The following is a 13,208-nucleotide window of genomic DNA, read 5'->3' as shown; positions in this document are numbered from 1 at the left end:
TCTGTGGTCCAGTTCTGTCTTGAGAGTCGGGGTCGGAATTCGGTGGATCAGCCGGCCGTATCGGCGGTCGCCTCGGTCTTTTCGGCGATGCCCATGATGTCGCACTCCTTGACGATCCGGAGATCTTCGCCGTCGATTCCGATCTCTGTTCCCGTCCACTTTGCGAACAGGATCACGTCGCCGGACTCCACGTCGAGCGGCATCAGTCGCCCATTTTCGTCGCGCATGCCCGGCCCAAAGGCGATCACTTCGCCCTCCTGCGGCTTTTCCTTGGCGGTGTCGGGAATGATGATCCCGCCCTTGGATCTAAGGTCACCTTTCGCGCGCCGTATGACGACGCGGTCGTGGAGAGGACGGAATGTCATGAAGATCTTTCTGCGGTCGGCGCATAGGGTGGCCGCATCTATTACATAACATCTCTGGCACTCGATTGGTAGGAGTGCCAAGAAATATTATCTGCAAGCGAATAATCCAGATCATTATCGTTCAGAAATACAAAAAGCTCTTCGCTAGACCGTAGAGTTTTAGTTCGATTTTCATGAAGTTTTCATTTGAATCCTGAACTTATACCGCAGAACTGACCGCGAGGTCGTTAAAGTATCCAAGACGATTTTCGGACCATTAGCTCTCCGCGCTCGGGGCCATTTCCAACGCCCGGCTGGCGATATCGCTGCCGTCATAGCCGAACCCAAACTGCCTTGCCCGGTGCTGGTGGGCTCGTCGCTTGGTGGCTTCGTCGCTGGCCGCGGAACGAACGGTGGCGACGGCGGATTTCCTCGTTTCATGCTTTCATCAACCTCCAACGGGTGACAAATTGCAGGGATGCTTGTCATCAACGGCATGACGCCGCGTCGCGGTGAACGAAGGTTTCGTGAAGACCTCAGATCCGGAGCCTGCGTGCCGCGACTTTTCGCACCCCACTGTCCTGACGCACGGCAAGCACGATCGGCCCATCGGTCGGACATGTCGCAATAATAAGAGCGATGGACGGCCGCTTGTGGATCTTTGCCGAGAGCGCCGCTTCGCCCTTTTTACGACGGGGCCGACGCTTTGGGCGCGAACTGGCGATGTTCGTGAAGGCAGCAAATCGAGAGTGAATATAAAGGCTGGCCCCGGCCAAGCAGATTGGTTGACGCTGGCCGGAAGCAGACCAGGGACGAAGCCGTGGCGGCGCGCCCGTCGCAACCAAAACCTCCTTGCCGTAAGACTGGTGGACGAGCTTTCCGGCGGGCAACGCAAGCCTCTGGATTGCCTTGGCGCGCGGCCGGCCACATCACAACCGCAGTGGCTTGTCTGCCGACGACAATAATCTTGTGAAAAATCCGATACTAGGGCACAATTTATAAATGCACCTGAAGTGCGGAGCTATCTCAAATCCGGCCGTCTCGCGCCGAGTGACAGCTCGCGTGGGAGGGTCGCGTCGATGGGTCAGGGGTTCTTTCTTCTGTTCGCTGCGGTGTCCGTGATCACGGCCCTGACCGTGGTCCTGGCGCGGAATCCGGTTCACTGCGCATTGGCGCTGATGGCATGTTTCCTGCAGATTTCGGCAATCTTCGTCCTGCTCGAAGCGCCACTGCTCGCGGTCATCCAGATCTTCGTATATGTCGGCGCAATCATGGTCCTGTTCCTGTTCGTGATCATGATGATCGATGTGCGTGAAGCAATGTCGCAGCGGTTCCTGCCAGGCGGCAACCTGCCGGCTCTGGTGATGCTGGTTCTGCTGGGGATCGAGATGTCGGTATTGGTGCTTTGGAGCGATCGATTTTCCGTCACGGTTCCTGCAGGCGGCGGTGATGAGATCAGGCAGCTCAGCACGACGCTGTTCGCCGGTTATCTTCTGCCGTTTGAGGCCGCCTCCGTCATCCTGTTGGTGGCCCTGATCGGCGCCATCGTACTGGCGCGCAAGGAGCAGGGGTGATGGTTCCGCTATCGTGGTATATCCTGCTTGGGGTGATCCTGTTCGTGATCGGAGCAGCTGGCGTGCTGCTCAGGCGCAATATCCTGGTCGTGCTGATGTCGCTGGAGTTGCTGCTAAACTCGGTCAACATCAATTTCGTCGCTTTCGGGCGCATCTACGACGACTTCCGCGGGCAGATCTTCGCCATCTTCGTCATCGCAATCACTGCGGCGGAGGTCGCCGTTGCTCTTGGCATCGTGGTTGCTCTTGTAAGGAACAAATCCACCCTCAAGGTCGACGACGTGACCATGATGAAAGGATAAGGGCTTGGACCCGGTGATATCGATCAGGCCGCTGCTTGCCATCGCCGTCCCGGGCCTGACCGCTGTGGCAGTTCTTCTTCTGAATAACCGTGAGAAATTTCGCGATCTCGTCTCGCCGTTGGCCGCGATCGTCCTGTTTGCGATTGTCGCCTCTATGGCGCCCACGGTGTTGGCGGGCGGAACCGTCGATTTGCGCCTGTTCGAGATCCTGCCGGGGGCCGACTTCGCTTTCCGGGCGGATGCGCTCGGAATGGTGTTTGCCAGCGTCTCTTCCCTTCTATGGATCGTCGCCGCCGTCTACTCCCTCGGCTACATGCGGCACTTGAACGAGCATGCGCAGACCCGATTCTTTGCCTGTTTCGCCACCAGCCTCGCGGCGGCCATCGGAGGTGCATTTGCCGCCAACCTGTTCACCTTGGTGATCTTCTACGAAGTGCTCAGCCTCGTTACCTATCCGCTCGTCTACCACCACGAGGATGAAGAGGGATGGGCGGGCAGCCGCAAATACCTCGTCTATTTGATGGGCGCGTCGAAAAGCGCGCTGCTTGCCGCGCTGGCACTGACCTATTCCATCGCAGGATCGCTGGACTTTGTGGCGGGGGGGCTATTGCAGGGCGTCAATGCCTCGGCGCCGCTGCTGACGGTCGTCTATTTCTGCTATCTATTCGGCTTCGCCAAGGCTGCGGTGATGCCCATGCACGCCTGGCTTCCGGCCGCTATGGTGGCGCCAACACCTGTCAGCGCACTCTTGCATGCAGTGGCTGTCGTCAAGATGGGGGTGTTCTGCGTGCTGCGGGTGGTGTTTCATGTCTTCGGCGTCGGGCTGGTTGGAGGACTGGGCCTTGGGATCGCCACGGCCTACCTGGTTTCATTCACGATCCTGATGGCGTCGGTCTACGCCCTGACACGGGACGACCTGAAAGCCAGGCTTGCCTATTCGACCGTTTCCCAACTTTCCTACATCGTGCTGGGCGCGGTCCTGTTGTCGCCGGTCGCAATGGTCGGCGGGATCATCCATATTGCGGCGCATGCATTTTCCAAGATCACGTTGTTTTTTTGCGCCGGGTCGATCTACTGCGCATCGGGGAAGCGCAACATCAGCGACATGGCCGGCATCGGCCGCCGGCTGCCCTGGACGATGGGCGCATTCTTCGTCGCCTCCCTCAGCATGATCGGTGTGCCGCCCACCGCGGGATTCGTCAGCAAATGGTATCTGACGCTGGGGTCGGTCGATGCCGGACAGATCTCGTTCCTGGTCGTGCTCCTGGTGAGTTCGATCCTGAATGCCGCCTATTTCCTGCCGGTCAGCTATGTCGCCTTTTTCGGGACCGAGCCGCAGGAGAGCCGGGCGACGGTCCGCGAAATTCCGATGATTACGATTCCGCTCGTCGTAACCGCCATTTTATCGGTGCTGATGGGCATCTTCCCCGATTATTTCCTTACCCTGGCGGACGGAGTGGTCAGATGATCAAGCGCGTGGTCGACTTCTTTGGTGACGAGAAATGGGCAAGGCAGCGCCGCCGGCTGTTCTATCTGGCACTCGTTCTGATCGTCGCCGCCGACTTTCTGGTTATTCGCGAACACGCCGAATATCTTTGGGAGCGCCTGCCTGGCTGGTCCGCCGTCTACGGTTTCGGCTCCTGTGTTCTGCTCATCTTCGTTTCAAAGTTTCTCGGCCATCGGATCGGGCTGATGCGGCGCGAGGACTATTATGACTGAGTTCATCCACCCGGCTCTGCTCTTCATTCTCGGTGCTCTGCCGATCCCGTTCCTCAGAGGATCGATCGGCAAGGCCTATCTGCTGCTGATCCCGACGCTGGCGATCCTTGCCGTGCTCACGATGCAGCCGGGCACTTATGGCGAGGCGAGGTTCATCGGGCAGGAAATCCTGATTGCAAGGGTCGACAGGCTGAGTATCGTCTTCGCCACCGTTTTCACGGTCATGGCGCTGATCGGCACCGTCTACGCGTTGCACCTGACACGCACCGGCCAGCATGTGGCCGCGTTCATCTACGTCGGCAGCGCACTCGGCGTGGTATTTGCCGGTGACTACCTGACCCTCTATCTGTTCTGGGAAGGCATGGCATTTTCCTCTGCCTATCTGGTTTTTGCCCAGGGAGGCGACAAGGCGATCCGGGCAGGCTTCCGGTATCTCATGGTCCATATCACCGGAGGGGTCTGCTTGCTCGGCGGCATTGTTCTCCACGGGCTGGCAACAGGTTCATCGCTGTTCGGCCCGATCGAGGGGGAAATGGGCGTGGCCGTCATCTTGATTCTCGCCGGTTTCATCCTCAACGCCGCAGTGCCGCCGCTTAACGCCTGGCTCACCGACGCCTATCCGGAGGCGACCGTCACAGGCGCGGTGTTCATGAGCGCTTTTACCACGAAGACCGCCGTCTACGTGTTGGCGCGTGCGTTTCCCGGGACCGAGCTCTTGGTCTGGCTCGGCACCGCAATGGCGCTCTACGGCGTAATCTACGCGGTGCTGGAGAACGACTGCCGGCGGCTGCTTGCCTATCACATTGTCAGCCAGGTGGGATACATGGTGGCAGGCGTCGGCATTGGGACCGAGATGGCGGTGAACGGAGCCACCAGCCATGCCTTCGCCCATATCCTCTACAAGGGGCTCCTGTTCATGGGTGCGGGGGCTGTGATTCATGTCACTGGTCGGCGCAAGCTCACCGAACTTGGCGGACTCTACAAGACCATGCCGCTGACCTTGACGCTCTACATGGTCGGCGCCCTGGCGATCTCGGCATTTCCCTTCTTCTCGGGTTTCGTCACCAAGTCGATGGTGGTGGCCGCCGCCGGGCAGGATCATCGCGCGCTGGTCGTGCTCGCGCTGACGATGGCATCGTCCGGGACGTTCCTGCACACCGGGCTCAAGCTTCCGTACTACATGTTCTTCGGCAAGGACCAAGGGCTGCAGGCCCGGGATCCGCCCGGCAACATGCTCCTTGCGATGGGTATGGCGGCGGTGCTTTGCATTGCGATCGGGGTGTTCCCGCGGCCGCTTTATGCATTGCTACCCTATCCGGTCGACTTCGAACCATATACGGGTCTCCATATTACCGAGAGCCTCGGCGTGCTGATGTTCACGGCACTGGGCTTTGTCATTTTCCTGCGAGCGCTCGATCCCGAGAATACCGTCAGCCTCGACACCGACTGGTTCTACCGCAAGGGCGCGCGGTACTTCATGTGGTTCGCCGAAAGGCCGCTGGCGCGCTACGAGAAGGCGGTGAGCGAGGTGTCTGAGACCGCGGCGCTGCCTTTCCTGCACGGGTCGGCACGAGAAGGATTAAAGATCGACCTTAACGGTGTGGACGCCGTCGTCAACGGCGTCGCTCGTTCGGTCCTGCGCGGGGGCGCGGCGTTGCGGCGGGTCCAGACTGGTGTCGTGACCCATTATGTGCTGGCGATGATTGCCGGCCTGATTGCCGCCGCCGTCGTTTTCGCCGTGGCATGGCGGTAAGGGGTTGCGATGGGATTGCCGCTCCTCAGCCTCATTGTATTCACGCCCGCTGCCGGGGCAGTGGTTCTATTGCTTTTCCGCAGCGAAGATGCGGTGCGCTGGACAGCGCTGGCTATCACCGTCCTCGACCTGGCTCTCTGCATTGCAATGCTGGCCGGCTTCGACCAGACGACCCACCAGATGCAGTTCACCGAGATACACGCGTGGGTGCCCACGCTCGGGATCACCTATGCGCTCGGTATCGATGGGATCAGTGCGCTCTTCGTGTTCATGACCGCACTGCTGGGGTGGATTTGCGTGCTCGCCTCATGGGTCGCGATAAACAGCAAGGTGAAGGAGTTCATGGTAAGCCTGCTCGTCATGCAGGCACTGATGCTCGGAGTATTCTGCGCCCTCGATCTGTTTTTGTTTTACGTCTGCTGGGAGGCGATGCTGATCCCGATGTATCTGATCATCGGAGTGTGGGGCGGTGATGGCCGGGTCTATGCCGCCTTCAAGTTCTTTCTCTACACGCTGGCGGGCAGCCTCCTGTTCCTGATCGGGGTCATCGTGCTCTATTTCCACGGCGGCAGGACCTTCGACATTCTCGCGCTCACAGGTCAGGATTTGCCGTTCTGGGTCCAATCCTGGCTTTTCTTCGCCTTCCTGATCGCCTTTGCCGTGAAGGTGCCGATGGTCCCGGTTCATACCTGGCTGCCGGACGCCCATGTACAGGCGCCGACCGCCGGCAGCATCATCCTGGCCGGAGTGCTCCTGAAGATGGGTGCCTATGGTTTCTTGCGGTTCTCGCTGCCGATGCTGCCGGAGGCGTCGGTATACTATTCGACGCTGATGCTGGCGCTTTCGGCACTTGCCATCGTCTATGGCGGATTGCTCGCGCTGGCACAGGACGATCTGAAGAAGCTGGTGGCCTATTCCAGCATCAGCCATATGGGTTTCGTGACGCTGGGGGTGTTTGCGCTGAACCTCCGCGGGCTCGAGGGCGGCATCCTGCAAATGTTCAATCATGGCATAACGACGGGCGCTTTGTTCCTCCTCGTCGGCCTGATCTACGAGCGGACGCATACGCGCAATATCCCAGATTATGGCGGGCTGATGAAGGTGGCGCCGGTCTATACCGCGTTTCTGGCGCTGTTTACCTTGTCGTCGATGGCCCTGCCGGGAACGAATTCGTTCGTCGGCGAATTGCTGGTGCTGTCGGGCGGATTTGCCGCCAACCTGGCCGCCGGCGCGGCCGCGGTCGTGGGCGCCTTGCTGTCAGCGGCGTATCTTCTTGGCATGTTTAGGAGGGTAGCACTTGGTCCGGCCAGCATCGGCGCTCGCTTCAAGATACGCGACGTGAACGCTCGCGAGATGGCTGCGATCCTGCCGCTGGCCGTCTTCGTGCTTTGGGTCGGGCTCTATCCGAAACCCTTTCTCAACATCATCGACGTCTCGGTGAAGCATCTGCTGGCGCAAGTCCTCACCAAGGGGAGCGGCCAATGACCGCCACCGCGCTTTTCCAGTCGGCTTTAGCGAGCCTTCCCGAGATCGTGGTGATCACCGGCGCGTGCATCCTGCTGATCCTTGGCCAGCTTGTGGGCAAGGGGCAGGGACATGTCTTTGTCTGGGCTTCCGTCGCCGTCGTGCTGATGGCAGCCTTGGGGACACTCATGCTGGCGAGCGAGGTTCGGCCTGCCTACACGGGCATGTTCGTCGCCGACGGCTTTTCGGTCTTTTTCAAGTTCGTTTTCTACATAGCGACTGTTTTGACATTCTTCCTGTCGCGAAAATATGCCGACATTGAGGGCATTGAAAGTAGCGAATACTATGTCCTGCTGCTCTTTGCCCTTTCGGGAATGATGATCATGGCCTCGGCGACCGATCTCCTGTCGCTTTATGTGGGGCTCGAGCTGATGGTGCTCTGCACCTATGTGCTGACCGGCTTCTTGCGGCGAGAGCCGCGTTCGAACGAAGCGGCGCTGAAATATGTGATCCTTGGCGCGGTCTCAACCGCGATCTTCCTCTATGGCGTCTCGCTGATTTACGGGCTCACCGGCACGACGCAACTGGACGGCATGGCGGCTGCGGTGACGGGCGATCCGCTCGATCCCGGATTACTGCTGGCGGTGGTCTTCATCGTCGCTGGGTTGGTTTTCAAGGTCGGCGCGGTGCCATTCCATATGTGGGTGCCGGACGTCTACGAGGGCGCGCCCACGACGATCACGGCGTTCATGTCTGTGGGGCCGAAGGCTGCGGGGTTCGCGGTGATCTTGCGGGTGTTCCTCAACCCGCTGGTTGCAGCCTCGGACGCCTGGCTCGTTGTCGCAGTCATTGCGGTGGTGACGATGGCACTCGGCAGCTTCGTGGCGCTGGTGCAGGACAATTTCAAGCGCCTCCTGGCCTATTCCAGCATCGCCCATGCCGGCTTCGCCATTTTTGGCGTGGTGGCCGGCAGTGCGGACGGGACCGCCAGCGTGATGCTCTACCTCCTGATCTATTCCATGATGAACCTTGGCATTTTCGGCATCGTCATCATGATGCGGAACGGCGATTTCTCGGGCGAGATTATCGAAGACTACGCAGGCTTTGCCAGGTCGCATCCCGGGCTGGCGCTTCTGATGCTGCTTTATCTGTTCTCGCTGGCCGGCATCCCGCCAACAGCCGGGTTCTTCGCCAAGTTCTACGTGCTGGTCGCCTTGATCGAGCGGGGCTTCGTCATGCTGGCGGTGATCGCAGTGCTGCTCAGCGCCGTCGCGGCCTACTTCTACATCCGCATCGTCATGGTCATCTACATGCGCGAGCCACAAAGGGCGTTTGACCCGGCTCTGACGCCCCTGGTTCGAGCGACGCTCGCCTTCACAGCCTTAGGGACTCTCGGGATCGGCCTATTTCCGGAACGCTTCCTGAGGCTTGCTCAAGGTGCAGTGTTTGGAGGCTGATCTATTGGAATTGCAATGATTCCCCCGAGGGAATACACTGACGATCAAAGAAAGGAGCGCCCAAGTCACTTACTGGGGCGACCGCATTGCCGGCCCGAATGGCGCCGGTCGCGGCCTGAGCAAGGCCCCCGGTGACCGGGAAAATGCGACATGTCTGGAATGGAATTCCTGCCGGTTCTTTTCATGGCCGCCGGAATTGTTCTGGTGGCGATGACGACGCTTTTCGTTTCCTCGCTGCTGCGCCCCTCCAATCCCTATCCCGCAAAGAACATGCCCTACGAATGCGGCATGGACCCGTCGGGCGAGGCCGCCGGGGGCCGCTTCAGAGTGCCGTTCTTTATTCTTGCGATATTGCTGGTGGTCTTCGATGTCGAGGCAATGTTCCTCTTTCCCTGGGCCGTCGTTCTCAAAGAGATCGGATTCATCGGTTATGTCGAGATGTTCGTCTTCATGTTGCTGCTTATCGTGGGTTTCGCCTACGCTTGGCTGAAGGGAGCGTTGGAATGGGAGGAGTAAACAACGCGATCCGCGATAGCGTGCTGTTCACCACGACCGAAAGCGTCATCAATTGGAGCCGGAAATCGGCCCTTTGGCCTGAGACCTTCGGTATTGCCTGCTGTGCCATCGAGATGATCTCAGCGGGTTGCGCGCGCTATGATCTCGACCGGTTCGGCGTGGTGTTCCGCCCTTCACCACGTCAGTCCGATGTGATGATCATCGCCGGCACCGTGACCCGGAAATTCGCGCCCGTGGTGCGTCGGCTCTACGACCAGATGCCGGAACCGCGCTGGGTCATTGCAATGGGCACCTGCGCCATTTCTGGGGGCGTTTACAACACTTACGCCGTGGTGCAGGGATCGGAGACTTTCGTGCCCGTCGACGTACATGTGCCCGGCTGTCCTCCACGGCCAGAGGCGTTGATGCACGGCTTCCTCCTGCTTCAAGAGAAGATCAAGAGGTCCCGCGCGCTGGCCGGAACGTCTTTGGAACGGGCTGCAGTGTCATGAGCATGGCGCGACCTTTCAATCGTGGTCCGATCATCGAGCGTTTCGGGGACGCAATCGAGGACCTAGGCTCTGCGCACGGCATTCACGTCTTTGCTGTTCCTCCCGAGACAATCGTCGAGTTCTGCCGGTTCCTCAAGGAGGATCCAGCGCTGCAATTCAACTTCCTGTCCGACATCTGCGGGGTTGATCACTATCCCGAAACGCCGCGGTTCGAGGCGGTGTACCACCTCTACTCGCTACCCAACCGGTGGCGGATTCGCATCAAGTGCTGGCTTGGCGATCCGCCGAAGCTTTCCTCGGTTACGGGCGTCTGGCGTACGGCCAACTGGCATGAACGCGAAGCTTGGGACATGTACGGGATCAGGTTTGACGGCCATCCTGACCTGCGCCGGATCTACATGTGGGAGGGATTCGAAGGCTTCCCGCAGCGTAAGGACTTTCCGCTGCGTGGATACAAGGATAAGTTGAATCCGTTTGGAGCCGAAGGTCCGCCGCCGACACCGCCAGACCTTGCCACCAGGGAAATTCCGCAAGGGGGCCGTTCCGCGCCGGAGCGTTGAGATGACCGAAGTCACCGAACTCAGCAGGCCAGAAGGCGAAGCGCTCAACACCAGGGAAGTGCTTCTCAACCTCGGCCCGCAACACCCCAGCACCCATGGGGTTCTTCGGCTCGTCCTCGAATTGAACGGCGAATACGTCGAGCGCGTGGATCCGCATATTGGCTATCTCCACCGCGGCACCGAAAAACTGGCGGAGAGCTTCACCTATACCCAGATATTCCCGTTGACGGACCGGCTCGACTATCTCTGCCCACCGTCGAATAACCTGGCCTTTGCGCTGGCCGTGGAGAAACTCCTCGGCATAGAAGCCCCGGTACGGGCGCAGTATATTCGCGTGTTGATGGCTGAGCTGGCGCGGATTTCCGGCCATCTCCTGATCACCGGCGCACTGCCGATGGACCTCGGCGCCATGACGGCCTTGCTTTACGCGATGCGCGAGCGCGAAATGATCATGGATCTGCTGGAGATGATCACCGGGGCGCGGATGCATACCTCCTTCTGCCGGGTTGGCGGTGTGCGCGAGGATCTGCCAGACGGGTTCCTCCCCAAGATCCGGGAATTCTGTGACATCTTCCCGAACCGCATTCGCGACTATGAGCGACTGCTCGAGACCAACCGGGTGTTTTTGAACCGCACGCAAGGGATCGGCATAATCGCCGCCGAGGATGCCATCGATCTCGGCCTGAGTGGCCCGAACCTGCGCGCCTCGGGTGTCGATTGGGATATTCGCCGCGACGAGCCGTACGAGATCTACGATCGGCTCGACTTCAATGTCGTTACCCGCAAGGAGGGCGACTGCTATGCGCGCTGGCAATGCCGCGTCGCTGAAATGCGCGAGAGCATCCGGATCATTGACCAATGTCTCGACCAGATGCCCGAGGGACCGTTCCAGATCGACATGCCGACAATCGCCTACCCGGTGGACAAGGAAAGGGTGCACTGCTCGATGGAGGCATTGATCCAGCATTTCGACCTGTCGGCCTACGGCTTCAAGGTGCCGAAGGGCGAAGTCTATTCGGCGATCGAGGCGCCAAAGGGCGAGCTAGGCTTCTACATCATCAGCGACGGATCGCCCAAACCGTTCCGCATGAAGGTGCGGGCACCGTCCTTCGTCAACCTTCAGGCGCTCTTTGGAGTGACCAACGCCCGCTATCTGGCGGACATGATCGCCGTGCTCGGCAGTCTCGACCCGGTGATGGCCGAGGTGGACAAGTAGCAGGAAGGTGCAGACGCAATGACCATGCGCGAACAAATCGAGGCGGCAGCGGCGCGGTATCCCGACCAGCGCTCAGCGATCATGCCCGCGCTTGTGATCGCGCAGAGGGAGCATGGCCATTTGCCTGGTCCAGTGCTGGAAGAAGTCGCCGATATCCTTGGTGTCGAGCGGATGTGGGTCTACGAACTTGCGACCTTCTACACACTCTTCCATACCGAGCCGGTTGGCCTGTTTCACCTGCAACTGTGCGACAACGTTTCCTGCATGCTGTGCCGCGCCGAGGACCTCTTGAGGCATTTGGAAGAGGTTTTGGAAATCAAGAAGGGGGGCACGACACCGGATGGGCTGTTTACGCTTTCGACCGTCGAGTGCCTCGGTGCGTGCGAGATGGCGCCGGTGATGCAGGTTGGAAACGACTACCACGGCAACCTCGATGTCGTGCGCATAGACGCGCTCCTGGAAAGCCTCCGCGCCATGGCGAGGCAGGTCGAAACTGTTGAGCCCGCCGCTGTGCGATCGCCTGGGAAGTAGCGCCATGTTCGAACCGGTTCTTCTCAAGAATATCGACGTCCCAGACAGTCATTTGCTGTCGACATATGAGGCCGGCGGCGGCTATCAGGCGCTTGCCAAGGCGCTTCGCGAGTATTCGCCGGACGATGTCATCGAACTTGTCAAACAGTCCAACCTGCGCGGCCGCGGCGGGGCCGGGTTCCCGACGGGCCTGAAATGGAGCTTCGTGCCGAAGCAGGCCGGAAAGCCGAAATATCTGTGCTGCAACGCTGATGAGGGCGAACCCGGAACCTTCAAGGACCGGATTATCATGGAGCGCGATCCTCACCAGCTCATCGAGGGCCTGGCGCTAAGCGCCTACGCAATCGGTGCCGACACCGCCTATGTCTACATCCGGGGAGAATATGTGACGGCGATACGCCGCCTGGAGCAAGCGATCGCTCAGGCTCGCGAAAAGTCCTATATCGGAGCCAACGTCCTAGGCTCTGATTTCAAGTTCACCGTGCACGTTCACTGCGGCGCCGGCGCCTATATCTGCGGCGAGGAGACCGCGATGCTCGAGTCGCTCGAGGGCAAACGGGCCCAGCCGCGATTGAAACCGCCGTTTCCCGCCGTGGCCGGGCTCTACTCCAGCCCCACCGTCATCAACAACGTCGAGACGCTTGCTTGCGTGCCGCATATTGTAATGCGCGGGCCCGCCTGGTTTCGGGGGATCGGTCCGGATCGGAGCCCCGGCCCGAAGCTCTACTGCCTGAGCGGGCAGGTGCGCAAACCCGGCCTTTACGAGTTGCCGATGGGCATAGCGTTGCGCGAACTGGTCGAGGAGCATGCTGGCGGTCCGTTACCGGGACGCAGGATCAAGGCTGTAATTCCGGGCGGGGTTTCGGCCCCGGTCATACCTGAGGACGGGCTGGAGGTCGGGATGGATTTCGACTCGCTTGCTGCCGCCGGCTCGATGCTTGGCTCGGCCGGCGTTGTCGTAATCGACGACTCGACCTGCATGGTCAAGGTCTCCACCAGGATCGTCGAGTTCTTCCATCACGAGTCCTGCGGCAAGTGTACGCCGTGCCGGGAAGGGTTGAACTGGGCCGTAAAAGTATTGCGTCGCATTGAGACCGGGGAAGGCGAACCTGGCGATCTGGAGCAGCTGGAGATGCTTTGCAAGGGCATTTTCGGCAATACGTTTTGTGCCTTGGGTGACGGTGCCGCGATGGGATTGCGGGCGGCGCTTAAGCATTTCCGTGACGAGTTCGTCGCCCATATCGAGGAGCGGAGGTGCCCGTTTCACTGAGAGCGTGTCTT

At 60.0% G+C, this 13,208-nt stretch carries 14 protein-coding genes; 13 read left to right on the top strand and 1 reads right to left on the bottom strand.

Translation table 11 applies throughout. The features are described from left to right. Positions 1-47 precede the first annotated feature (47 nt). On the bottom strand, positions 48-365 hold the full coding sequence (locus tag AM571_RS32100) for a co-chaperone GroES (RefSeq protein ID WP_074064973.1): 318 nt from the start codon (positions 363-365) through the stop codon (positions 48-50). Positions 366-1,423: 1,058 nt separating this feature from the next. On the opposite strand from AM571_RS32100, the gene AM571_RS32090 reads away from it, so the two are divergent. The 13 genes from AM571_RS32090 (at position 1,424) to nuoF (ending at position 13,197) form a co-directional block, all read left to right on the top strand. Then, a complete protein-coding gene (locus AM571_RS32090; RefSeq protein WP_074064971.1) occupies positions 1,424-1,918 on the top strand; it encodes an NADH-quinone oxidoreductase subunit J in 495 nt (164 codons plus the stop codon). Further along, positions 1,918-2,220, top strand: coding sequence for an NADH-quinone oxidoreductase subunit NuoK (gene nuoK, locus AM571_RS32085; RefSeq protein ID WP_074064970.1), 303 nt, complete (start codon positions 1,918-1,920; stop codon positions 2,218-2,220). The genes AM571_RS32090 and nuoK overlap by 1 nt, the downstream gene beginning before the upstream one ends. Before the next feature lie 4 nt (positions 2,221-2,224). Continuing rightward, a complete protein-coding gene (locus tag AM571_RS32080; protein WP_074064969.1) occupies positions 2,225-3,688 on the top strand; it encodes a monovalent cation/H+ antiporter subunit D family protein in 1,464 nt (487 codons plus the stop codon). Next, the gene (locus AM571_RS32075) at positions 3,685-3,939 is read left to right on the top strand and encodes a hypothetical protein (protein WP_074064968.1); all 255 of its coding nucleotides are present in this window, start codon (positions 3,685-3,687) and stop codon (positions 3,937-3,939) included. The genes AM571_RS32080 and AM571_RS32075 overlap by 4 nt, the downstream gene beginning before the upstream one ends. Next, entirely contained in the window at positions 3,932-5,692 is a 1,761-nt protein-coding gene (locus tag AM571_RS32070; RefSeq protein ID WP_074064967.1) for a Na(+)/H(+) antiporter subunit D, read from the top strand. The genes AM571_RS32075 and AM571_RS32070 overlap by 8 nt, the downstream gene beginning before the upstream one ends. Before the next feature lie 9 nt (positions 5,693-5,701). Then, positions 5,702-7,177, top strand: a complete 1,476-nt coding sequence (locus AM571_RS32065; protein ID WP_074064966.1) for an NADH-quinone oxidoreductase subunit M — start codon at positions 5,702-5,704, stop codon at positions 7,175-7,177. Further along, on the top strand, positions 7,174-8,613 hold the full coding sequence (locus AM571_RS32060) for an NADH-quinone oxidoreductase subunit N (RefSeq protein ID WP_074064965.1): 1,440 nt from the start codon (positions 7,174-7,176) through the stop codon (positions 8,611-8,613). Before AM571_RS32065 ends, AM571_RS32060 begins: the two co-directional genes overlap by 4 nt. Positions 8,614-8,763: 150 nt before the next feature. After that, positions 8,764-9,129, top strand: coding sequence for an NADH-quinone oxidoreductase subunit A (locus tag AM571_RS32055; protein ID WP_074064964.1), 366 nt, complete (start codon positions 8,764-8,766; stop codon positions 9,127-9,129). After that, positions 9,117-9,620, top strand: coding sequence for a NuoB/complex I 20 kDa subunit family protein (locus tag AM571_RS32050; protein WP_074064963.1), 504 nt, complete (start codon positions 9,117-9,119; stop codon positions 9,618-9,620). Before AM571_RS32055 ends, AM571_RS32050 begins: the two co-directional genes overlap by 13 nt. Further along, positions 9,617-10,180 carry an NADH-quinone oxidoreductase subunit C gene (locus AM571_RS32045; protein ID WP_074064962.1) on the top strand — a complete coding sequence of 188 codons (564 nt, stop codon included), beginning with the start codon at positions 9,617-9,619 and terminating at the stop codon, positions 10,178-10,180. Before AM571_RS32050 ends, AM571_RS32045 begins: the two co-directional genes overlap by 4 nt. 1 nt (position 10,181) lies before the next feature. Next, a complete protein-coding gene (gene nuoD / locus AM571_RS32040; protein ID WP_074064961.1) occupies positions 10,182-11,396 on the top strand; it encodes an NADH dehydrogenase (quinone) subunit D in 1,215 nt (404 codons plus the stop codon). An 18-nt stretch (positions 11,397-11,414) separates the two neighbouring features. Continuing rightward, the gene (nuoE, locus tag AM571_RS32035) at positions 11,415-11,927 is read left to right on the top strand and encodes an NADH-quinone oxidoreductase subunit NuoE (protein ID WP_074064960.1); all 513 of its coding nucleotides are present in this window, start codon (positions 11,415-11,417) and stop codon (positions 11,925-11,927) included. Positions 11,928-11,931: 4 nt separating this feature from the next. Further along, entirely contained in the window at positions 11,932-13,197 is a 1,266-nt protein-coding gene (gene nuoF / locus AM571_RS32030; RefSeq protein ID WP_074064959.1) for an NADH-quinone oxidoreductase subunit NuoF, read from the top strand. Positions 13,198-13,208 lie beyond the last annotated feature (11 nt).

Origin of the sequence: Rhizobium etli 8C-3 (assembly GCF_001908375.1) — a bacterium.
Lineage (GTDB): Bacteria > Pseudomonadota > Alphaproteobacteria > Rhizobiales > Rhizobiaceae > Rhizobium > Rhizobium etli_B.
The sequence above is the reverse complement of the archived record's forward strand: the minus strand, read 5'-3'. Positions and strand labels throughout refer to the sequence as shown.

Excerpts from the sequence above, each read along its gene's own strand:
- nuoK (WP_074064970.1), top strand. The coding sequence starts at position 1,918 with ATGGTTCCGCTATCGTGGTATATCCTGCTTGGGGTGATCCTGTTCGTG.
- AM571_RS32090 (WP_074064971.1), top strand. The coding sequence starts at position 1,424 with ATGGGTCAGGGGTTCTTTCTTCTGTTCGCTGCGGTGTCCGTGATCACG.
- nuoF (WP_074064959.1), top strand. The coding sequence starts at position 11,932 with ATGTTCGAACCGGTTCTTCTCAAGAATATCGACGTCCCAGACAGTCAT.
- AM571_RS32045 (WP_074064962.1), top strand. The coding sequence starts at position 9,617 with ATGAGCATGGCGCGACCTTTCAATCGTGGTCCGATCATCGAGCGTTTC.
- AM571_RS32075 (WP_074064968.1), top strand. The coding sequence starts at position 3,685 with ATGATCAAGCGCGTGGTCGACTTCTTTGGTGACGAGAAATGGGCAAGG.
- AM571_RS32065 (WP_074064966.1), top strand. The coding sequence starts at position 5,702 with ATGGGATTGCCGCTCCTCAGCCTCATTGTATTCACGCCCGCTGCCGGG.
- AM571_RS32100 (WP_074064973.1), bottom strand. The coding sequence starts at position 365 with ATGACATTCCGTCCTCTCCACGACCGCGTCGTCATACGGCGCGCGAAA.
- AM571_RS32070 (WP_074064967.1), top strand. The coding sequence starts at position 3,932 with ATGACTGAGTTCATCCACCCGGCTCTGCTCTTCATTCTCGGTGCTCTG.
- nuoE (WP_074064960.1), top strand. The coding sequence starts at position 11,415 with ATGACCATGCGCGAACAAATCGAGGCGGCAGCGGCGCGGTATCCCGAC.
- AM571_RS32050 (WP_074064963.1), top strand. The coding sequence starts at position 9,117 with ATGGGAGGAGTAAACAACGCGATCCGCGATAGCGTGCTGTTCACCACG.
- AM571_RS32060 (WP_074064965.1), top strand. The coding sequence starts at position 7,174 with ATGACCGCCACCGCGCTTTTCCAGTCGGCTTTAGCGAGCCTTCCCGAG.
- AM571_RS32055 (WP_074064964.1), top strand. The coding sequence starts at position 8,764 with ATGTCTGGAATGGAATTCCTGCCGGTTCTTTTCATGGCCGCCGGAATT.
- nuoD (WP_074064961.1), top strand. The coding sequence starts at position 10,182 with ATGACCGAAGTCACCGAACTCAGCAGGCCAGAAGGCGAAGCGCTCAAC.